Genomic DNA, 20,587 nt, shown 5'->3' on the forward strand with positions numbered 1-20,587 from the left:
TTTCACTCAAGTACTTACTTGGTCGGGCTGGGCGCCGGGCGAGCGTAACGATGCTCCTCCGGTGCGTGCAAGGCGGTGATCGGGACGGTCGTGAGCTCGGTCACCTCGGCCGTTCCACCCACCTGCGGACCGGTCACCTCGCTGACCAGACCGCCCGGGAAGTTGGCCGCCTCGGACAAATTGTGGGACTCCCCGATCGCCTCGATGACGTACGGCGAGTTGACCTTCTGACCGTCGATCCGGATCCCCGGCGGGTCGTCCACGAAGTCGGTGCTGGCGACCACCCGGGCCGACCCGTTGATCTGGATCGCCTCGGCCCCGGCGTCACGCAGCTCCTCGATCGCGTCCAGCAGGTTGCTCGAGGTCATCTTGCCCTGCGGGTCGTTCAGCGTGATCCGGACCCCGGGTCCGGTCGCGGGCAGCGTACCGGCCAGGATGCCGAGGGTGCGGACCTGGGCCTCGGCCTGCTCGCGGGCGGTCTGTGCCTTGTCCGCGCCGGACGACAGCGAATTCTTCCGCTCCTCGAGGTCGGCGATCTCGCTCTCCAGCCGGCGGGTGTTCTGCCCGAGGCCGTCCAGGATCGCGATCAGGTCCTCGCGGCGGGCGTTCTGGTAGCCGTCGTCGGCCCGGTTCACCCGGACCTGGACCACGGCCACACAGGCCACCAGCGCCAGTACGACGGCGACGATCGCCTGCCCGCGGGACGGTTTGAAACCGGTCCGGAGCCGCCGCAACGCCAGGTTGGGCGTCTTCGGTTTCGGCTTCGGCATCGGAGTCGGTGCCTCCGGCTGGGGCGGCTCGACCGCGTCGGCGGGCTTCTCAGGCTTGTCGTCGCTCATACTCAAGCCCGGAAGATGTGCCGGCGGATGGCGGCCATGTTGGTGAAGATCCGGATGCCAAGGACGACGACCACGCCGGTCGACAGCTGCGAGCCGACGCCGAGCTGGTCACCGAGGTAGACGATCAGCGCCGCGATCAGCACGTTGGAGACGAACGAGACGACGAACACCTTGTCGTCGAAGATCCCGTCCAGGAACGCCCGGAGCGCGCCGAACACCGCGTCCAGCGCGGCCACGACCGCGATCGGCAGGTACGGCTGCGCCCAGTCCGGCACGTCCGGCGCGACCAGCAGGCCGACGACGACGCCGATCACCAGCCCGAGTACGGCGATCATCTCGATCCCACTTTCGCGTAGCGCAACGCGATGGTCGCATCGGCCGGCACCAGCAAGGAGTCCTCCGTCGTGATCGTCATCCGGACATCGAAGTTGCTGACCAGGTACTGCACCCACTGCCCGCCCGAGCTCTGCGCGAACCGGGCCGGCATGGTCGAGGTGTCCCCGATCGCGAGCACCGTGTACGGCGGGGTCAGCGAGCTGTAGTCGACGGTGATCGCACTGCCCGCGCCACGGATCGCGGTCAGCGACGTGATCCGGTGACCGTTCACCGAAACAGCCTCCGCGCCGGATGTCCACAGGCCGTTGACCAGCTGCTGCAGATCGACGTCGAGCAGGCGGCCCTCCTTGGCGTCGGCGTCCTTCGCGTCATCGATGACCGCCTTCAGCCCGGGGCCGGTCGCCGAGACCGCCCCGGTCTGCAGCTCGAGGTCGTCCAGCTTCTGCTGCAGCGCCGCCCCGCTGCTGTCATTACTCAGTCCGCTCGCCTGCAAACGGCGTACCTCATCGGCGAGGTCGGACTGGTGGTTGCGGAGGCCGGTCAGGCGGGAGTCGGCCTGGTTGATCCGGTCGACCAGCTCGTTGCGTTGCTTCTCCGCCTCCGGCGCGCTGCGGTAGTTCTGCGAGGCGGCGACGGCGAGCAGGAATCCGAGTACGACGGTGGCCGCGACGAGCATCACCCGGTGCCGGGAGCGGAACTTCTTGCCGCCGTCCTTGGGCCGGGTCCGGGCGGCAACGGCGTACCCCTCGTCGATCGGGTGCGCCATCAGGTTGTTCAGCAGCGACATCGAGGCGTCTACACGCCGCGGCTTCGGCGTCGTTTGCTGGGGGGATTGCTGTGTCACGGATCTACCCGGCCGCGTCCTTGATCGGTTTCACCGTCTGGACGAGGTGCCGCAGCTGGGCGAAGTACAGCGCGCCGGCCCAGTAGTACAGCCCGGTCCCCCAGATCGCGAACGCCCAGCCGAAGACCCGCGCGAGCAGGTTCAGGGTGGTGTCGCCGTCGCCGAGCAGGAGCAGCGGGAACGCGTACAGCAGGCAGAACGTGGCGGACTTGCCGAGGAAGTGCACCGGCAGCGCGTTGAAGCCGCGCCGGTGCAGGGCCGGCAGGGTCAGCGTCAGCAGCACGTCCCGCAACGGCAGCGCGATCGCCAGCCACCACGGGATGATGTCGCGCAATGCGAGGCCGATGACGGTCGCGAAGATGTACAGCCGGTCGGCCACCGGGTCGAGCATCTGGCCCAGCCGGCTGGTCTGATTCATCCGGCGGGCGATCTGGCCGTCGGCCCAGTCGGTGAACCCGGAGATCGCGAGCACCAGGAGCGCCCAGCCGTCCTCCTTGGGTCCGAGGACCAGCCACAGGAACAGCGGCACCCCCAGCAACCGAAGGAAGCTGAGTGCGTTCGGGATCGTCCAAACCCGGTCGGACACTTCTACGTCCGGCACGCGACCCCTCCCTCTCTCACCCTGATACCCGTCGTAACTGTACTGGGGCACCCGGACAGGTTTACGTCCGGCCATGCCGGGGCATGCCCCGACTTTCCCCTGATTGCTGAACGCGTGTCCATCCGAACCGCTACGCCTGCTGCGAACCGGTGATCCGATCGATACGGAAGGGTGATGCTTAGGCTGTCCAGATGAAGTTCCTGGTACTGATCTACGGCAACCCGGAGTCCCGTGCCGTCTGGGACTCGTTGACCGATGAACAGAAGAAGGAAGGCATGGCGGGGTACGCCGCCCTGCACGAGGCGCTCGCCGTCCACAACGAGCTGGTCGCGTCCGAGTCGCTGGACGATCCGGGGCTGACCAAACAGGTGCTCGTCCGCGACGGCCGGCCGATGACGACCGACGGGCCGTTCGCCGAGGTGAAGGAGCAGCTGGCCGGGTTCTACCTGCTCGACTGCGACTCGATGGACCGCGCAGTGGAGATCGTCGCGCAGATCCCGGAGGCGCCGTACAGCGTGGTGGAGGTCCGTCCGGTGCGCGACCTCGGTGCGTTCATGTGATTCCCGAGGAGCTGCTGCGGGAGCAGGCGCCACAGGTGCTAGCGGCGCTGGTCCGGCGGTACGGCGACTTCGACGCGTGCGAGGACGCCGTACAAGAGGCCCTGCTCGCCGCGTCGCTGCAGTGGCCCAGTGAGGGTGTTCCGGCGAACCCGCGCAGCTGGCTGATCACGGTCGCGTCCCGGCGGCGGATCGAAGTACTGCGGAGTGAGGCAGCCCGGACGCGGCGGGAGGAGACTGTTGGGTCCTGGTCCCCGCCCGAGCCTGCTCTTTCCGAGGACGACTCGCTCACTTTGCTGATGCTGTGTTGTCACCCGGCGCTGACGCCGCAGTCGCAGGTCGCGCTCACGCTGCGCGCGGTCGGCGGTCTGAACACCGGCGAGATCGCGCGGGCGTTTCTGGTGCCGGAGGCAACGATCGGGCAGCGGATCAGCCGGGCGAAGGCGAAGCTTCAGGGTGCGCGGTTCGCGATGCCGCCGGCGTCCGAGCAGCCGGAGCGACTGGCCGCCGTACTGCATGTGCTGTATCTCGTCTTCAACGAGGGATACACGGCATCGTCCGGTACGTCGCTGCATCGGGTCGAGCTGAGCGCGGAGGCGATCCGGCTGACGCGGCTGTTGCGGGCGCAGCTGCCGGCGGAGGGTGAGGTGGCCGGGCTACTCGCGTTGATGCTGCTGACGGATGCGCGGCGGCCCGCTCGTACGACGGCGGACGGGGCACTCGTGCCGTTGCCGGAGCAGGACCGGACGCTGTGGGACGCGGCGGCGATTGCCGAGGGCACCGAGTTGATCACGTCTACGTTGGCCGCAGCGCCGGTTGGGCCCTATCAGCTGCAGGCGGCGATCGCGGCGGTCCACGACTCGGCTAAGTCTTCAGATGAGACCGACTGGCAAGAGATCCTGATGCTGTACGAACTCCTCGAGTCGACCGCCCCGGGCCCGATGGTCACGCTGAACCGGATCGTCGCGGTCGCCATGGTCCACGGCCCGGCCGCCGGGCTGGCGTTGCTCGACGATGTGGACCCGGCTTTGCAGGGACACCACCGGTTGGCGGCGGTCCGTGCTCACCTGCTGGAGCTGTCCGGCTCCGCGGTTGCCGCGCGGCAGGCGTACGAGCTCGCCGCGCGGCTCACTCAGAGTCTTCCCGAGCAGCGCTACTTGCAGTCGCGTGCCTCTAGGCTCGCGGACGCCCCCAGCTGAGCTCAGCCTCGATCTTCAGCTCGAGTACGCCGTCCTTCGCGTACGGCCGTACCGCTTCCTCGACGGTCGTGTCGAAGTCGGCGGCTTCCTCGGGTGTCATCAGGTCGCGGGCCAGGCTGGACGTCGAGTGGAACTGTTCGACGTAGTCGGCGACCTTCTGGCGGTACGTGATCGGTGCGGTCCGCGCCGTACCGCTGAGATCGAGCAGGCCACGCTCGCGGATCGCCTCGACGACGCTGAACTTCGGGTCGTGGTTCTTCTTGCGTGAATGCCGCTCGATGGCTTGCATGACGCCGTCCCACCACGGCATGTCGACGGGGCCATGTTCGATGACGACGAGCTGGGCGTTCGGGGTCAGGTGCGGGACGATCCGGGCGAACGTCTCCTCCCACGGCATCCAGTGGACGCTCGCACCGGCCGTCACCAACGCGTACGGTCCGTCGAGGTCGGCGGTCTCGATCGGGCTGACCTGCCAGCTGAGGTTCGGGTGGTCGCCGCCGGGGCGTTGCTTGCCGGCGTCAACCATCGGCTGGGAGAAGTCGATCGCGTCGACGTGCTCGACCCGTGGCGCCAGCGGCCGGGCGATCGCGCCTTCGCCAGCCCCGATGTCGAGGACGCGTCGTGGCTCGTCGGTGATCAGCGCCTCGAGGCGGTCGAACACCTCGTCCGGGTACGGCGGCCGATGCTGATAGGCCTCTGCTACTGCCTCCTGCTGGAACGTCGCCGCAAGCTCAGTCATGCCTCGGAGCGTAGCCCGGGCTGCGCGGCCCGATCACCCGTTTCTGCTGCCAGCCGACCGGCCGGTCGTAACCTGCCCGTTTCCTTCGAACACACGGCTGAAACATGCGCTTCTTACTTTGAGAGTCCACTTCAGCCGCGCGAGGCGGTGAGCCCCATGTACGAGCACGTTGACCCGTTCATCGGGACCGGCGCCACCGACCTGCCCACGCCGAAGGGCCTGGCCGCGAACTGGTGGTGGCCCAAACCGCAGGTCGGCAACACCCACCCGGGCGCCATGCACCCGTTCGGGATGGTGTCGGCCACGCCGTACTCCGGTGCCTACCCGACCGGTTACGGGCTGTACGACTTCAACACCGAGGGCGTGCCCGACCTGTTGTACGACCGCCCGGTCGCCTCCGGTTTCACTCACTTCCAGCAGTCCGGTACCGGCGCGATCCGCAAGTACTACAACTACTTCCGGGTCACGCCGATGCTCGGCCCGCTCGATGACCTGGGCACCACGTGGGACCTGCTGGACGAGGTCGCCGAGCCCGGCTACTACGCGGCGACGCTGAGCTCGGGGGTGCATTGCGAGGTGACGGTCGGTCCCAAGTCGGCCGTCCACCGGTACACCTTCCCGGCGCATGACGCCGCCCGGATCGTCATCGACGCCTCGACCGGCGGGCTGGCCATCCCGCACAGCCAGACCGTGCCGCTGAAGGCGCACCTGGCGATGCTGGGGCCGGGGGTGGCTCAGGGCGAGATCCACGTCGAGGGGGTGCCGCTGGCCGTGCACCTGGAGGTCGACGCGCCTGGCTGGCGGCAGCTGCTGTGGTACGACCGGCGCCTGATGCCCGGCGGCACCCGGCTCGACTTCGACTACATCCGGCCGACCACCCTGCGCCCGTTCGGACTGATGTTCATGGGTCCGTCGCGCGCCGAGCAGACCGTCGAGGTGCGGCTGGGGTTCTCGCTGCGTGGGTGTGAGACCGCCCGCGACAACCTGTATGCAGACGTCGGCCACACTCAGGCCACCTTCGCCGGGCGGCGCGACGACACAGCAGCCACCTGGCGCGACCACCTCGGCAAGGTGACGATCAAGACCGAGTCCGAGGACCAAGCAACGGTCTTCGGTACTGCGCTCTACCACTCGCTGGTCAAGCCGTGCTTCGCCCCGGACGAGAGCCCGTGGACGACCGAAGGCCCGTACGCGTTCGACATCTGCACCATGTGGGACATCTACCGCACCCAGCTGCCGCTGATGACCACGCTGTTCCCGGAGCGTTCGGTCGCGCTGGCCAACTCGCTGCTGTCGATCTGCGAGCAGGAGGGCAACCTGCCGATCGGCTACCGGATGGCCAAGGGCGCCGACCGGTTCTCCCGGCAGGGCAGCGCGCTCGCCCACACCTTCCTGGCCGACCTGTGCCAGCTGGACCTGCCTGGTATCGACTGGGACTGGGCCATGGTGCATCTGGAGATGGACCTGCGCCGGACGTACGGCGAGGACTACCTGGTGCACGGTGTGGCGCACCCGATCAGCCACACCCTCGACCTGGCGTACGCCTACCACTGCACCGCGGCGATCGCCCGCAAGGTGCGCGACCGGCCGCTGGCCCGGCAGATGCGCGACCTCTCTCATGGCTGGCGGGCGGCGTACGACCCGGGCACCGGCCTGCTGCGCGACTCGACGTTCTACGAGGGCGGCCGGTGGAACTACTCCTTCCGGCTGCTGCACGACATGCACGCCCGAATCGCACTCGCCGGCGGTGACGAGGCGTTCATCGGGCTGCTCGACCGGTTCTTCGGGTACGGCGCCGCACCGGTCACCCAGCCGGGGGTGGCGCCGAGCGTGGCCGAGATGAGCGCCGGGTACGACCTGTGCCGGTTCGAGGGCCTGAACAACGAACCGGACTACGAGGCGCCGTGGTCCTACCACTACGCCGGACGGCCGGACCGGACCGCCGAGGTGGTGCATGCCGCGATCGCCAACCAGTTCGGTACCGGCCGGGGCGGGTTGCCGGGTAACGACGACTCCGGCGGGCTGTCCGCTTGGTACGTGTGGGCGACGCTCGGGCTGTTCCCGGTGGCTGGGCAGAACCTGTTCCTGGTGAGCGCGCCGGCCGTGGCGGAGTCCACGACCCGGCTGCCGGAGGGCGAGCTGTCGATCACCACCACAGGGTTCGAGCCGGTCGAGGCAGGCGGACCGGTCTCGTACGTGCAATCCATCACGGTGGACGGCAAGACACTCGAACGTCCCTGGATCTCCGGCCGGGAACTGCGGCACATCCGCAACCTGCACATCGAGCTCGGCCCCCGGCCCTCCGGCTGGGGCACCCGGATCAGGCCACCATCCACATCCGACCCACTGCACACCGCTGGAGGTGAGGCATGAACATCATCGCCGACGACACACTCGTCCCGTCCAAACCCAACCGCCGCCTGGTCATCGTTGTTCGCGCCGACCCGGTGATCTGTGGGCACTCCGGTGAGGCCCGCTGCCTCGCGGAGGTGGCGCTCACCCGCGGGTTCGACGACGTACGGATCGTGACCTGGCCGCTGGACGCGCTGGAGGCGGCCGGGCTGCCGTTGAAGCCACTCGACGGCGTGCTGCCGTACAGCCCTGGCATCACCGTGGAGCGGCCCGATCCCGTTGGCGACTACCGGGTTCTGGACGGGCGTTACCTGTCCGGGCTGATCGGGCGGCTGGTCGAGTTGTTCAGCGACGGAGTACCGACAGTGGCGATGTCGCTGTACCTGAGCCCGCACGCGATCGCCGTACAGGAGGCCGTCCAGGTCGCGCGCCGGATCGGGCCCGCACGGGTCATCACGGTGGCCGAGGCGGTGGGCTCCGACATCACCAACGTGGTGCGCGAATGTGTGAACAGCGGCCGGTTCGGGGCGGCGGCGCACATCCTGTCGGTCTACCTGGAGGCCGACCAGTGCGTGGCGGTGTCGGAGTACACCAGGGAGCTGATCGTGGCCTCGGCGGAGACCCTCGACAGCATGCACGGTACGACGTTCGCGCAGCAGTGCCGGGATCGGATCGCCATCTCCTATCCGGCGGTCGACTCCTGGCCATACCTGTCGCTCACCGATGACAGGATCGCCGAGACCCTTGCCCGGCGCGGCCTTTCCCGGGACGGGTACGTGCTGTTCCTGTCCCGGATCGCCTCGGCGAAGGGGATCGACGACCTGATCGACGCCTACGCCGGGTCGCGGTCGGCCGAGCGGGTGCAGCTGGTCCTGGCCGGGCGCGGGCCGCAGGAAGCCGAGGTGGTGGCGCGGGTGGCGGCAGCCGGGCTGGGCGAGCGGGTGCGGGTGCTGACCGACGTGGACGACGCGGAGAAGCCGGCGCTGATGGCCGGGAGCGCGGCGTTCGTACTGCCGACCCGCGAGCAGCCGGAATTCGTCGAAACGTTCGGGATCGCGCTGGTCGAGAAGGCTCTCGCCGGCGGCGGACCGGTCATCACCTGCGCGACCGGCGGCGTACCCGAGGCGGTCGGTGACACGGCCCTGCTGGTGCCGCAGCACGACCCGGCCACGCTGCGGACCGTGCTCGACGAGGTCGTGTGCGACTGGACCCCCGAGCAGCGAGCGGAGGCCGAGCGGCGCGCACGGGCGTACGCGCTGCAGTTCGACCGGGTCGCAGTCTTCGACAACCTGTTCGCCCTCGCCGCCCCTCCCGCCATCCACGTCGCCTGATCGCGGGTTCCGGAAGTGGGGTTAGCGTGCTGGCATGCGGGTGATCGAGGAGTCGCAGGTAAGCGTCGTACCGGCGAATGAGGCGCCGTGGGAGGACTTGCAGGAGGTGTTCGGTACGGCGGATGCCGGGCAGTGCCAGTGTCAGCGGTTCAAGATCCGGGGATGGATCTGGCGGGACTCGACGCTGGACGAGCGGATGACGCGACTGCAGGACCAGACCGCGTGCGGTACGCCGGACGCGGAGTCGACGAGCGGACTGATCGCGTACATCGACGGTGAGCCGGCCGGATGGGTTGCCGTCGAACCGCGAACGGCGTACCCGAAGTTGCGGACGTCTCGGATCCCGTGGGCGGACCGCACCGAGGACAAGGACGACGAAAGCGTCTGGGCCGTCACCTGCATGGTCGTCCGCAAAGGCTTCCGCGGCCGCGGACTCACCTACCATCTGGCGCGCGCCACCATCCCCCACGCCCGCACCCGCGGCGCCCGCGCGCTCGAGGCCTACCCGATGCTCACCCAACCGGGCAAAACCATCACCTGGGGCGAGCTCCACGTAGGCCCCCACCAAGCCTTCGAAGAAGCCGGCTTCAAGCAGGTCACCCATCCCACCCTCCGCCGCACCGTGATGCGGATCGACTTCACGTAATTCAGTCGTAGGTGGCTTGGGCTTGCCAGGTGGTTTGGTGGAGGGTGAAGAGCCAGGCGCGGGTGTCGGCGGTCTGGAACTGGAAGCGGGCCTGGCGGGACTCGGTGCTGGGGTCCCACCAGCGTTCGGTGCTGAGCCAGGGGCCGGCCCAGGCGGTGATCGGGTGCAGCTTGTTGCTGTCGGCAACTTGTGGGGCGGGGGCCAGGCGGAACGCGGCCGGTGGGGCGGAGAGCTCACCGCGGGCGCTGACCGAGACCTTGGCCCCGTCCACCCCGAACACCTCCGCGGCCAGTGGCTCCGGGAAGATCGTGGTCGGCGCCGGGGTCGGCCAGCGCCGGGCATCGGTGATCGCCCCCGGCCACGGCTGGTCCGGGGGCCGGGCCGGCACCGGCGGATCGCCCCATGGGATCAGCGTCTGCCGCTCCGCGAACCCTCGCCCGCCGCCGATCACCACCGACACGACCGCACCGTGACCGAGCATGCTCTGCACCCGCGACAACGCCCGGTGGATCCGCTCGTCCGGCCCACCGCCCCACAACCCGTCGACATGCGCCCCGACCGGATCCGCCTGGTCCGGGATCAATCGGATCCGGACCACGGGCGAGGTCAGCTCGCTCGTCGCCGTACCGCTCCCCTGCAACTGCCAGCGAACCCGGTCGACCACGTCCGCCGCGGTGAACCAGCGCGGGTGCAGCCACTCCCGCTCGTGGATCCGCCCGGACTCGGTGCCGACCTCGACCCGCAGCGTCGTACACACCAGGCCGAGCTCGGTCAGCCGGGCGATCAGCTCGTCGGCGATCGCCCGGACCGCGAACGCGACCTGGTCGACCCGGTCCACCGACGGCTCGAAGTCGAGTGTCCGGGTGAGCTCCGGTGGGACCACCCGGCCGGTCACCGGGCGATCGTCGTACCCACAGGCCAGCCGGTGGGCGAAGGCGCCGCTCGGACCGAACCGGGTCAGCACCTCGGTCCCGGCCAGCTGGGCGAACGCACCCAGCGACCGCAACCCCAGCCGGCGCAGCAGGTCCGTCAGCTCGGGCTGCTCGAGCACGTCTACCGACAACGGCGCAAGGAACTCCGGTGATCCACCGGGCGGCACCACCTGCACCCGGATCCGCGCGGAACTCGCCCGGGCCGCCTGCTCCGCGGCGAACGGACCGTCGGCGATCCCGACCCGGCCGCCCGGCACGTCGTACGTCTCCAGCCGATCGAGCAGCTTCTCCGCCGCCGCCTCCTCGCTGCCGTAGAACCGCGCCGGACCGCGCGCCTTCAACGCACACATCCCCGGGCGGATCACCTGCACGCCCGGCATGATCGCCTCCAAACAAGCGATCACCGGGTCGAACGCGCGCGCGTCGATCACCGGGTCGTACTTCAGCACGACCAGCTCCGGGCACCGCGACTGCGCGTCCCGAGCCCGCTGCCCGCGCCGCACCCCTTCGGCCCGGGCGGCGGCGGAGGTGGCGAGCACCTTCCCCTTCTCCAGCACGACGATCGGCTCGTCCGGTGACCGCCCGGTCGCCACCGCGGCCGCCGCCACCGGCCAGTCCGGCACCCAGATCACCATCGTGCGAGTCAGTCCACGGCCGCCCATCAGCCCACCGCGCCGATCTGGTCCGGCCACTCTTCCTGCCAGCTGGACTTAGCCGGCTCGGCAGAACGGATCGTGCCGTCGGCGGCGGGCAGCCAGAGCTGGTGACGACGAGTGTGTACGGCGGTCCGCCGGCCGGTCACCACGACCGTCGCCCGGCGCGCGGTGAGCAGACCCTCGCCGTCGCCGAGGCCGGTCCAGGTGTTGCTCTCGATCTCGAACTTGGCCTCGCTGCCGGGCCAGGAACCGGACACGATCAGCATCGCGCCGCGGGTCCGGAGCCGGGCGGCGAGCCGGGACGCCTCCCCCGAGGTCACCTCGCCCGGCGGGCGGACGACCACCACGGTCAGCGCGTCGACCAGCGCGGCGACGACGTTGAGCCAGTCCCGGCCAGGGTCCGGAACCAGCACGAGGCGCTCCAGGTCGACCCCGAGCCCGCGCGCCGCCTCGGCACCGAACGACGGCACGCCGACGACACCGCACCAGGCCCCCTCCGCCGACGGACCGGCCATCAGCGCCATCACCAGGGCAGCACTGCCACGCACGGAGTACGCCGAACCGCCGCGCAGACTCGCCCCCGCCAGCAACTCGCTCACCGCCGGATGCGTAGGCAGCTCCCGATCCACCTCGGCCGTGTCCAGCGCCTGCTGCACCCGCGCCACCGACGGCACCCGACCCGCGACCGGAGCCAGCCGGACACCCTCGTCCCCCTCGTCCATGTCGTCCTCGGGGGCTTTCCGGGCTTTGACCTGAGCCAGCAGCAGGCGTGCCTGATCGAGCGCCGTGACCCGGCTCGTCGCTGCCTTGCTCCCCGTCATAGACCCATGTTCGAACACCTGTTCGAACATGTCAATCCGGTCGTCCACAGGCCCGCGAACTGGTTAGATTCCCGGGTATGCGACGCGTCGAACACCCGCGGTTCACCACCGCGCTGCGACAGGTCGAGGACAGTATCGACGCAGCCTGGGACAGTTTCTGCGCGGAGTCCGGCGTCGGCAAAGGTACGACGGAAGCCCGCGAACTGGCCGAGGTCGTCCTGCAGGACACCTCCGAGTTCGACTGGCGGATCGTCGACGGAGCGCTCAACCAGCTGACCTGCCCGGACTGCGGCGCCACTCTCGGAGCCGGCGACGCGGGCTGTGCAAGCTGCGACCTGGCGAACGGCTTCCGTTTCGCAGCGCGGGAGACCGACCGTCCCGCCGTACCTCCGGGCAACGAGCACGCGATCCGGGTGTCCTCGGCCGTGGCCCGGACCAGGAACCGCTACACGCCCCGCGCCCGCGCCGGCTACGAACTCGTCCTCCCCGACCTGCTCGCCGGTGAGCTTCCCACCACCGCCCAGGCGCAGCGTCTCAAGCACCTCATCAATCAGCTCAGCGACGACGAGCTGGAGCACCTCCTCACCCCGTCGGACCTGCAGCGGGACGCATAGGGTGGAGGTATGCCGCGGACTATTGCTACCAATACCAAGGTCGACCTCGAGGGGCTGCTGGAGTTTGTGCGGCCCCGTCATCACATGCTGCTGATCGCCTACCGGGCGGACGGGACGGCGCAGGCTTCGCCGGTGTCCGGTGGTGTGGACACGGAGGGGCGGATCGTCATCTCGTCGTACCCGGAGCGGGCCAAGAGCACGAACGTGAAGCGGGCCGGCAAGGCCAGTGTGGTCGTGCTGTCGGACGAGTGGAGCGGTGCGTGGGTTCAGGTGGACGGCAGTGGTGAGGTGATCGAGCTGCCGGACGCAGTGGAGCCGCTGGTCGACTACTACCGTGCGATCTCCGGTGAGCACCCAGACTGGGACGAGTACCGCGAGGCGATGGTGAAGCAGGGCAAATGCCTGATCCGGATCACCCCGGAACGCTGGAGCCCACTGGCCACCGGCGGCTTCCCGGCCCGCCTAGCTGACTGATGCCGACAGCGCTCGTCGTCCACGCGCACCCGGACGACGAGGTGTTCGCCACAGGTGCCGCCACCTCCGTGCTGAGCGAGCAGGGCTGGTACGTCGTACTCCGCGTCGCCACTGCCGGCATGCACGGAGCAGCCGACCACCTGACCGCCTCCTGCGGGCTGCTCGGGATCGACGAGTGGGACTGGCTCGGCACGGAGAGCCAGTGGATCGACGACGGCGGCCTCAACGGCCCGCGGACACTGGCAGCCGCGGCACCGACCGATGAGGTTGAGAGAACGGTTCGAGAGATCGAACCGGACCTCATCCTCACAGTGGGCAGAGACGGACTAACCGGTCACCCGGACCACATCGCCATCTCGCAGGCAGTCCAGCGAGCACTCCAGCACGTCCACTGCCGCACGCTCGGCGCCCGCGTCAGAGCACAAGATGTGCGCGCAGGCGAGCAACTGATCCAACAGCTCGCACCGGGTAAGCAGGTCGGTTCAGGACATGTCAAAGGATGCGAGGACGGCACACCGCTCGAGGAGCTGAGCGGAGCGTCCGAACAGCGGAGACGACAGGCGCTCGACGAGTACTACGACGGTCTGGGGAGCAAACCGCTCGAAGAGTTGATCGGCGTTCACCGGGCAAGCAGTGACGGCCTGCTGCTTCGCGCGGTCTTCGACGCGACCGGCTGGCAGCATGACCGCTTCGAAGAGCTCAGTGCTTGGCCGAGCGACGCTCCATCGTCTCGGTGATGCGCTGCATCGCGCCTTCCAGGTGTTCGCGCAGCGCCGCCTCAGCGCCCTGCTCGTCGTGCGCCACGCACGCGTCGAGGATCGCCTGGTGTTCCCGGCGGGTCTGCTCGATCCGGGCCTTGGTCTGCCGGGAGCCGAACCGGTAGCGCTCGCTGTTCTGCCAGACCGGCTCGATCGCCCGCGGCAGCCACCGCGAGCCGCCGGCCCGATAGATGGCGAAGTGGAACTCGGTGTGTGCCTGCCGGGACGCGATGTTGTCGCCCAGCTTCGACAGCCGGACATGCTCGGCCAGAGCGTCCCGCGCGGTCGACGCGTCCGCGTCGGAGAACTGGGTCGCGGCTGCACGAACCGCCAGCGACTCCAGCGCCAGCCGGGTCGCGTGAGTGTCGCGTAAGTCCTCCATCGAGAGCTCTCGCACCCAGGCGCCCTTGTGCGGAATGATCTCGACCAGTCCGAGTGCGGCCATCCGGCGCAGCCCTTCCCGGATCGGCATCTGGCTCATGTCGAGCCGTTTGGCGAGCTCCTCGAGCCGGAGCGCCGTACCACTGGGAAGTTCGCCGGACAGGATGAGCTCATGTAGCTCAGCGGCGGCTTCCTCGGCGAGCGTACGACGGCCGGTCGGCCCCCCAGGCGTGAGCTCGAGTCTTCGGATCATCAGTAGCGGGCTGCCTCTCTCCTATTCAGCTCTGGAGGTACCGTAGCCGCCAGGCGGGTATCTGAGGGCCTTCGATCACGGATTGCTCAGCTCAAAGCCCAACAAACACGAGTGGTCTAGGCCAGCAGCAGCCGGTCAGCGCAAGGCCGTCAGGTCCAGCAACACCCGTCCCGCTTGCCGATCCAGCGCGTCACCGGCCCGGTCTGCCGGCACCACGTCGTACTCCGCTCGCCAGGACGCCGGTGCGATGTCGGCCAGCGCCTGACCGACCGCGTCCGCTGCCAGTGCGGTCCGCTGCAGGTTCACCGGCAGCACCCGCAGGTCGCGGCCGACCAATTGGTGCAGATCGATCGTGGTGAACTCACCGGCGTTGTAGCCCAGTACGGCAATCCGCCCGCCCGGAGCGATGTGCCCCAGCACCCCACCGGTCACCGGACCGCCCATGGTGTCGATCGCCGCGTCGCACCATTGCAGCTCCCGTCCGACCTGGCCCAGACCATCGACCCGGACGATCTGATCCACCAGTGCGGTCGTGCTGTCGACAGATGCCTCCATCGACACCAGACCGACCACCCGAGCCGCACCGGCTGACCGGGCGACCTGCGCGCACATCCGGCCGACCAGACTGGTCACCCCGGTGACCACCACGGTCTCGCCCTTCAGAATCTCGGCCACTCGCCGTACTGCGGTGTGCGCAGTCAACGCCGGCGTCAGCAACGCCAGAGCAGCTGCCGGCTCCAACGACGACGGCAGCCGATGTACGGCGCCATCCGGCACGACGGCGTACCGGCCCCACACACCGGGCCTCGTCACCCCGACACCTTCACCGCGGACGACCACAGCCGTCCCAGCGTCGACAACGTCCGAGCTGAGGACCACGCCTGCTCCCTCAGAGCCAGGCACGAACGGCACCGACGGCTGCTTGCCGGCCAGTGTCGACCGATCCAGTGCGGTCACGGCAGCCAGCCGCATCTCGACCAACGTCTCACCTGGACCAGCGGTCAGCTCGACCTCTTCGGCCTTCAGCTGCTCCCCTGGTCCATGACTGTGCAACACAGTCCCCCGTGTACTCACGCCTCATCCCCGTTCACGATTTGATATCTGATCACAACCTCGATCAGACCGAAAACCCGTCTCACCACGCGGCGACCTCCTTCGCCAGCGGCCGGGTCAGCACCTCTGCCGCCGCGGACCGCGCGGCGCACACCCCGTCGCTGCCCATCGGGAACGGCCAGTCACTCCCGGCCAGCACCCGCTCGGGCCCGAACGTCTTCGTCAGCAGCTCCAGTACGGCGTCGTCGTGGGCCAGATCGTCGACGTAGAACCGGCGCAGCGCCTCGGCCACCGGCAACGAGACCGGCTCGATCCCGGGCCGGTTCGTGTCGATCCCGCGCTGCCACCGGCCGGCAACGGCCGCCGTCACACCACCCCCATGGCACAAGCAGAACTGGATTCCCGGGAACCTCCCCGGCACGTCCGCGAAGACCAGTGAAGCCGCTGCCACTCCGGTCTCGTACGGATTCCCCAGCAGGTTCGACAAGTAAAACGAGTCAAGCCGCTTGTCGTCACTGGCACCGGGGTGAATCAGCGTGAACGCGCCCACGGTGTCCAGCACCCGCCAGACCGGATCCAGCCCGGCGTAACTCGGCGTACCAAGGGCGAATCCGCTGAAGACGCCCTCGCCGGCCAGACCGGCAGCCACGGACGGTGCGGCCGGGTCGAGTAACGGCAGGTGCGCCAGCACGCGCAGCTGCGGTGTGGCGAGCTCCCGGAGCCCCTGGTTCACCAGCTCGGCCCACTCGACACCGGCGTCGTACCGGAAGAGCGCGGGCGGGACGGAGACCACAGCGCCGTCCAGTGACTGCTCGGCGATCCAGTGCAGCAGTGCGGTCGGGTCGGCCAGCCGACGCAGCGGCAGCCGCTGTCCGTCGACGACCAGCGAGCCGCTGTCGACGGACAGCCCGAACTCACCCCGGTGCGCCGCCGACAGGACGGTCGGCGGGATCAGGTGGGTGTGGACGTCCCATCCGGCCATATCAGCGGGCGTCCTCGTCGTTGTCGTAGAAGACCGGCCGCTCCGGGTAGTGCGGCCCGTCGTACACCTCCAGCAGGACAGAGGTCTCCTCTGCGTGCGTCGGTCCGTGCACCACACCCTTGGGGTTCCAGTAGAAGCTGCCCTTGGTCAGCGTGGTCCCGGTCGGCAGGTACACGTACCGGCCGGACAGGCAGAACATGAACTGGTTCGACGCGTGCTTGTGCTCCGACGGAATACCGGAGCCCTGCTCGAACCTCACCAGGGCGATCGATGCCTCGGTCTCCGGGTCCCGCCACAGCATCTTGTGGGACAAGCCGGCCAGCGACTTCTCCACCCACTCCAGGTCGTCCGTCTGCAGCAGGATCTCCTGCAGCGGCACGTCAAAGCCGGTCATGGCACCTCCCGACCAGTCACGTGCGTGTAGAGCTGCTCAGCCACACCAGCGGCCATCGGAGCAACAGCGGCGATGTGACCGTCCGGCCGGATCAGTACGACGCTCTCCGGCGGTACGCCGTACCTGTTGGTGGCAACGCTGCCTGGGTCGAACAGGGCGCGGTCCCGGAGACCGGAGTCGTGCGGCGCGTCCCACCGCGAGACGGCGTAGTGCTGCAACGCCGGCGACTGGTTGACCGGGATCTCCGGCCGACGGCGTACGTCGGTGAAGTAGAGCGCCACGAACGAGTCGCGGCACAGGTCGTGGATCGTGGTTCGACCGGTCGGACTGTGCAGCACCAGGTCCGGCGCCCGGTCACCAGCCCGCACGGCAGGCGGCGTAGCGGACGTGGCCACCATCGACCAATCGCCGACCCCCTCAACGTCCAGCCGCACGCTGAGCAGAGTCCTGTTGTACGCCGTGGCCCATGCACCCGTTCCCTCGGTGACGGCACCACGCTGGAACGACATGTACTTCCGGGCGGCCTCGGCCATCTCACCGGAGCCCTCGATCGCCACCGGCCGCTGCTCCTGCTCGTACCCGTCCAGCAACGACGGGTCGGCCCAGCCACGCAGTACCCAGGCCAGCCGCCACGGCAGGTTGGACGCGTCCAGCGCACCGGTGTTCAGGCCGAGCGCCCACATCGGCGTGATCAGGTGCGCCGCATCGCCCATCAGGAAAACTCTGCGGTCCTTAGTCCACTGCTCAGCCACCCGGTGATGCACGTTGTAGACGACCGAGCCGAGCAGCTCGATCCGGTCCACCTCACCGATGAACTGCTTCACCTTCACCAGCAGGTCCTCGTCGTCCGGCGCATCCGCACCCGGCGCCAGCGGGAACAGGAACCGCCAGTTGTCCGGCTGCCGGATCAGCACCATCCACTCGGACTTGTCCGCGAAGTACGCGAGGTATGGGTAGTCCCTGGCGTTGTTGACGTCCAGGTCCACCACGACGTCGATCAGCATGTACCGCTCGGGCAGGGTCTCCCCCACAACCTTCACCCCGAGCGCATCGCGGATCTGCGAACGCCCGCCGTCACAGGCCAGCAGGTACGACGCCTCCAGCTCCTGCGGACCGTCCGGCGTCTCCAGTTGCAGCACGACGCGGTCGTCACGGACCTCGAACGACGTCATCCGATGCTGGGTCCGCACCGGTTCCGGCAGGGCCGCGGCCAGCAGCGGCTCCATCTTCTGCTGCGGCAGGTTGATGACGAACGGGAACTGGGTGTCGTTCGCCAGCTCGGCCAGCTGCACCGAGGCCCGCGGGGTGTTCGTGGCCCGGTCGATGTCACCGATCTCGTCGATCCGCAGTGCGGCACCGAGGATGCCGTCGACCGCGCCGTACCGGTTCCAGATCTCCAGTGTCCGGCTGAGCGTCGTACCGGCCTTGGTGTCGGACGACAGGACCGCGTCCTCCTCCAGCAGCACGTACGGGATGCCGTAGTGCGCCAGACCGAGAGCGGTGGTCAGGCCGATCGGTCCGGCGCCCACCACCGCTACTGGCAGCTGTTCAGTCACTCGTTCACTCCACAAAGCTTGTGAGCTTGGCAAAGACACGTTCCCGGGTCAGGACCGACCCGGTCATCGCGGCCGCGTCGGACAGCAGGAACAGCAACGGCCCGACCACGTCGTCGGCGTCACCGATACCTATGGTGTCGTGCCAGTGCTCCCGGTCCGCACCCGCGTTCGCACTGCGGAACTGCTCGGTGTCGATCACCCCCGGCGCGACCACGTTCACCCGGACCCGGTCCCCGGCCACCTCAACAGCCAGCGACTTGGCGAACGCGACCAGCGCCGCCTTGCTCGACGTGTACGCCGAAGCGCCCGCGAACCCGGTCGACGCCATCCCGGACGTGAACACCACCACCGAACCGGACTGCCTCGCCACCATGTGCGGTACGACGGCCTGACACGTCCAGACCACGCCGTCGAGGTTCACCTGCAACGTCCGCGTCCACTCGGCCGCATCCATCGCCAGCACCGTCGACCGCGGCTGCACAGCCGCACCGGCGACCAGTCCGTCAATCCGCCCGTACCGCTCCAACACGCCAGCAACCGCGGCCTCGACCGCACCCCGGTCCGCCACGTCCACTTCGACGTACTCGACGCCGTCAGCAGGCGGCGTGACGTCGAAGACGACCGCCGTACCGCCGACAGCGTTCACCGCCTGCGCCAGGGCCGCACCGATGCCACGCGCGCCACCTGTGATCACCACGACCTCACCGGTCGCGTCGAAGCTCACCTTCATGACGTCTCCTTCTGCTTCGACGTCATCGTCTCGGTGATCCGCTGGAACGCACCGGCGAGGTGGCTCCGCAACGCCAGCTCGGCCGCGTCCGGGTCCTGCGCCACGCACGCATCGAGGATCGCCTGGTGCTCCTGCCGGCTCCGCTCGATCAGGAACGCCGTCGGCCGGCTCCCGAACCGGTAGCGCTCACTGTTCTGCCAGACCGGCTCGATTGCTCGCGGCAACCACTGCGAGCCGCTCGCTCGGTAGATAGCGAAATGAAAGTCCGCATGGGCCTCACGGGCACCCGCAGAGTCCTCAGCCCGCGACAGACGCAAGTGCTCGGCCAGTGCGGCCGCTGCCTTCGCCAGGTCCTCGTCGGTGAACCGTGTCGCAGCCGCCCGTACGGCGAGACTCTCCAACGCCAGCCTGGTCTCGTGGGTGTCCCGCAGGTCCGACAGCGACAGGTCACGGACCCACGCGCCGCGGTGCGGGATGATCTCGACCAGCCCGAGCGCCTCCAGCCGCCGGAGCCCTTCACGGACAGGCATCTGACTCATCTCGAGCCGACTGGCCAGCTCCACCAGGCGCAACGGCGTACCGCTCGGCAGCTCGCCGGACAGGATCAGCTGGTGCAGTTCGGCGGCCGCGTGCTCGGCGAGGGTACGACGCCCACCCTTGCCTCCACCTGGCAGCAGCTCCAACGGCCCGCTCATGCGCGAGTCACCCGGTTACGCAATATGCCGAGCTTGTCGGAGCGGGTGACGACCTCGTCACCGTCCTGCAGGAACACCTGTGGTTCGCGGGCGTTGCCGATGCCGGCCGGCGTACCGGTCAGCAATAGGTCGCCGGGGCGCAGCGTCATACCGAACGAGAGCTCACTGATCAGCGTGGCGATGTCGTACGCCATCTGCCGCGTCGACGCGTCCTGGCGGACCTCGCCGTTCACCAAGCACTGCAGGTGAATGTCCTGCGGATCGCCCACCTCGTCGGCGGTCACGATCCACGGTCCCAGCGGCATGGTGTTGTCGATGCTCTTGCCCTTCAGCCACTGCCCGCCGCGCGCACGCTGCAGGTCCCGCTGCGACACGTCGTTCGCGAGCATGTAGCCCCAGACATGATCCAGGGCGGTGCTGACCGGAATGTTCTTGCCGGTCTTGCCGATCACCAGCGCGACCTCGGCCTCGTAGTCCCACTTGGCCGAGATCGCCGGGTCCCAGGCGATGTCGTCGTACGGGCCGATCACCACGTCCGGGCCCTTGGTGAAGAACGTCGGGTGCTCGGGCCGGTCCACGTCCTGCCCCTCCCGCTTGCCCTTGCTCTCCTCGAAGTGGTCCCAGTAGTTCCACCCGGTGCAGAGGATGTCCCGCCGGAACCGCCGCAACGGCGCCCGCAAGATCCCTTCGCTATAAGGGATCTTGTCCACGATGTCGGCCGATCCAAGGATGACGTCAGTCAGATCGGTTGCCGACAGCAACAGCACCGAATCCCCGTCGAGTACGCCGGGCACTTCCCGACCGGCGTACTCCACCATCACGTACTTCATCTCAGGTCCACTCG

The 20,587-nt window shown here is 68.9% G+C and carries 23 protein-coding genes; 8 read left to right on the plus strand and 15 right to left on the minus strand.

The annotated features are described in order from the left end of the window. Positions 1–14: 14 nt before the first annotated feature. The 4 genes from EV650_RS09150 to clsA are packed head-to-tail and all read right to left on the minus strand — an operon-like array spanning position 15 to position 2,620. Positions 15–839 (minus strand): DUF881 domain-containing protein, encoded by an 825-nt coding sequence (locus EV650_RS09150; protein WP_134119973.1) that lies wholly within the window; start codon positions 837–839, stop codon positions 15–17. 2 nt (positions 840–841) lie between these two features. After that, the gene (locus tag EV650_RS09155; protein ID WP_130379362.1) at positions 842–1,174 is read right to left on the minus strand and encodes a small basic family protein; all 333 of its coding nucleotides are present in this window, start codon (positions 1,172–1,174) and stop codon (positions 842–844) included. Further along, a complete protein-coding gene (locus EV650_RS09160) occupies positions 1,171–2,019 on the minus strand; it encodes a DUF881 domain-containing protein (RefSeq protein WP_238174094.1) in 849 nt (282 codons plus the stop codon). Before EV650_RS09160 ends, EV650_RS09155 begins: the two co-directional genes overlap by 4 nt. Positions 2,020–2,023: 4 nt before the next feature. Further along, the gene (clsA, locus tag EV650_RS09165; protein ID WP_134117264.1) at positions 2,024–2,620 is read right to left on the minus strand and encodes a cardiolipin synthase ClsA; all 597 of its coding nucleotides are present in this window, start codon (positions 2,618–2,620) and stop codon (positions 2,024–2,026) included. Positions 2,621–2,811: 191 nt separating this feature from the next. Between clsA and EV650_RS09170 the strand changes: the two genes are divergently transcribed. Both EV650_RS09170 and EV650_RS09175 read left to right on the plus strand, forming a co-directional pair. Next, the gene (locus tag EV650_RS09170; protein WP_134117266.1) at positions 2,812–3,180 is read left to right on the plus strand and encodes a YciI family protein; all 369 of its coding nucleotides are present in this window, start codon (positions 2,812–2,814) and stop codon (positions 3,178–3,180) included. Beyond that, complete coding sequence (locus tag EV650_RS09175) at positions 3,177–4,376, plus strand: RNA polymerase sigma factor (protein WP_134117268.1); 1,200 nt, start codon at positions 3,177–3,179, stop codon at positions 4,374–4,376. Before EV650_RS09170 ends, EV650_RS09175 begins: the two co-directional genes overlap by 4 nt. On the opposite strand, the gene EV650_RS09180 is transcribed toward EV650_RS09175, so the two are convergent. Then, a complete protein-coding gene (locus EV650_RS09180; RefSeq protein WP_134117270.1) occupies positions 4,351–5,115 on the minus strand; it encodes a class I SAM-dependent methyltransferase in 765 nt (254 codons plus the stop codon). The two genes, EV650_RS09175 and EV650_RS09180, sit on opposite strands and share 26 nt — an antisense overlap. Positions 5,116–5,271: 156 nt before the next feature. On the opposite strand from EV650_RS09180, the gene EV650_RS09185 reads away from it, so the two are divergent. The 3 genes from EV650_RS09185 to EV650_RS09195 are packed head-to-tail and all read left to right on the plus strand — an operon-like array spanning position 5,272 to position 9,444. Continuing rightward, positions 5,272–7,488, plus strand: a complete 2,217-nt coding sequence (locus EV650_RS09185) for a glycoside hydrolase domain-containing protein (RefSeq protein WP_134117272.1) — start codon at positions 5,272–5,274, stop codon at positions 7,486–7,488. Next, entirely contained in the window at positions 7,485–8,798 is a 1,314-nt protein-coding gene (locus EV650_RS09190; protein ID WP_134117274.1) for a glycosyltransferase, read from the plus strand. The genes EV650_RS09185 and EV650_RS09190 overlap by 4 nt, the downstream gene beginning before the upstream one ends. A gap of 34 nt (positions 8,799–8,832) precedes the next feature. Beyond that, positions 8,833–9,444: a GNAT family N-acetyltransferase gene (locus tag EV650_RS09195; protein ID WP_134117276.1), complete on the plus strand. Its 612-nt coding sequence runs from the start codon at positions 8,833–8,835 to the stop codon at positions 9,442–9,444. 1 nt (position 9,445) lies between these two features. Here EV650_RS09195 and EV650_RS09200 read toward each other — a convergent pair whose 3' ends face one another. Together EV650_RS09200 and imuA' are read right to left on the minus strand one after the other, a co-directional pair. Further along, positions 9,446–11,068 carry a DNA polymerase Y family protein gene (locus tag EV650_RS09200; RefSeq protein ID WP_238174095.1) on the minus strand — a complete coding sequence of 541 codons (1,623 nt, stop codon included), beginning with the start codon at positions 11,066–11,068 and terminating at the stop codon, positions 9,446–9,448. Continuing rightward, positions 11,038–11,853: a DnaE2-dependent mutagenesis accessory factor ImuA' gene (gene imuA', locus EV650_RS09205; RefSeq protein ID WP_134117280.1), complete on the minus strand. Its 816-nt coding sequence runs from the start codon at positions 11,851–11,853 to the stop codon at positions 11,038–11,040. The genes EV650_RS09200 and imuA' overlap by 31 nt, the downstream gene beginning before the upstream one ends. A gap of 77 nt (positions 11,854–11,930) precedes the next feature. On the opposite strand from imuA', the gene EV650_RS09210 reads away from it, so the two are divergent. The 3 genes from EV650_RS09210 to EV650_RS09220 are packed head-to-tail and all read left to right on the plus strand — an operon-like array spanning position 11,931 to position 13,678. Next, positions 11,931–12,467: a hypothetical protein gene (locus EV650_RS09210; RefSeq protein ID WP_134117282.1), complete on the plus strand. Its 537-nt coding sequence runs from the start codon at positions 11,931–11,933 to the stop codon at positions 12,465–12,467. A 9-nt stretch (positions 12,468–12,476) separates the two neighbouring features. Then, positions 12,477–12,941 carry a PPOX class F420-dependent oxidoreductase gene (locus EV650_RS09215; protein WP_134117284.1) on the plus strand — a complete coding sequence of 155 codons (465 nt, stop codon included), beginning with the start codon at positions 12,477–12,479 and terminating at the stop codon, positions 12,939–12,941. After that, positions 12,941–13,678, plus strand: coding sequence for a PIG-L deacetylase family protein (locus EV650_RS09220; RefSeq protein ID WP_134117286.1), 738 nt, complete (start codon positions 12,941–12,943; stop codon positions 13,676–13,678). Before EV650_RS09215 ends, EV650_RS09220 begins: the two co-directional genes overlap by 1 nt. Here EV650_RS09220 and EV650_RS09225 read toward each other — a convergent pair. The 8 genes from EV650_RS09225 to EV650_RS09260 all read right to left on the minus strand — a co-directional run bounded on the left by EV650_RS09225 (position 13,641) and on the right by EV650_RS09260 (position 20,573). Then, the gene (locus EV650_RS09225) at positions 13,641–14,333 is read right to left on the minus strand and encodes a GntR family transcriptional regulator (protein ID WP_134117288.1); all 693 of its coding nucleotides are present in this window, start codon (positions 14,331–14,333) and stop codon (positions 13,641–13,643) included. The genes EV650_RS09220 and EV650_RS09225 overlap by 38 nt on opposite strands. A 135-nt stretch (positions 14,334–14,468) precedes the next feature. Continuing rightward, positions 14,469–15,407 carry a quinone oxidoreductase family protein gene (locus EV650_RS09230; protein ID WP_134117290.1) on the minus strand — a complete coding sequence of 313 codons (939 nt, stop codon included), beginning with the start codon at positions 15,405–15,407 and terminating at the stop codon, positions 14,469–14,471. 61 nt (positions 15,408–15,468) lie between these two features. Next, positions 15,469–16,368, minus strand: a complete 900-nt coding sequence (locus tag EV650_RS09235) for an amidohydrolase family protein (RefSeq protein ID WP_134117292.1) — start codon at positions 16,366–16,368, stop codon at positions 15,469–15,471. Position 16,369: 1 nt separating this feature from the next. After that, positions 16,370–16,762 (minus strand): cupin domain-containing protein, encoded by a 393-nt coding sequence (locus EV650_RS09240; RefSeq protein ID WP_134117294.1) that lies wholly within the window; start codon positions 16,760–16,762, stop codon positions 16,370–16,372. Next, complete coding sequence (locus EV650_RS09245; protein WP_134117297.1) at positions 16,759–18,318, minus strand: FAD-dependent monooxygenase; 1,560 nt, start codon at positions 18,316–18,318, stop codon at positions 16,759–16,761. Before EV650_RS09245 ends, EV650_RS09240 begins: the two co-directional genes overlap by 4 nt. A 4-nt stretch (positions 18,319–18,322) precedes the next feature. Beyond that, a complete protein-coding gene (locus tag EV650_RS09250; protein WP_134117299.1) occupies positions 18,323–19,048 on the minus strand; it encodes an SDR family NAD(P)-dependent oxidoreductase in 726 nt (241 codons plus the stop codon). Beyond that, positions 19,045–19,743: a GntR family transcriptional regulator gene (locus EV650_RS09255; RefSeq protein ID WP_134117301.1), complete on the minus strand. Its 699-nt coding sequence runs from the start codon at positions 19,741–19,743 to the stop codon at positions 19,045–19,047. The genes EV650_RS09250 and EV650_RS09255 overlap by 4 nt, the downstream gene beginning before the upstream one ends. Further along, entirely contained in the window at positions 19,740–20,573 is an 834-nt protein-coding gene (locus EV650_RS09260) for a fumarylacetoacetate hydrolase family protein (RefSeq protein ID WP_134117303.1), read from the minus strand. Before EV650_RS09260 ends, EV650_RS09255 begins: the two co-directional genes overlap by 4 nt. Between the last annotated feature and the right edge of the window lie 14 nt (positions 20,574–20,587).

This window comes from Kribbella kalugense (assembly GCF_004365875.1).
GTDB classification, from domain to species: Bacteria; Actinomycetota; Actinomycetes; order Propionibacteriales; family Kribbellaceae; genus Kribbella; species Kribbella kalugense.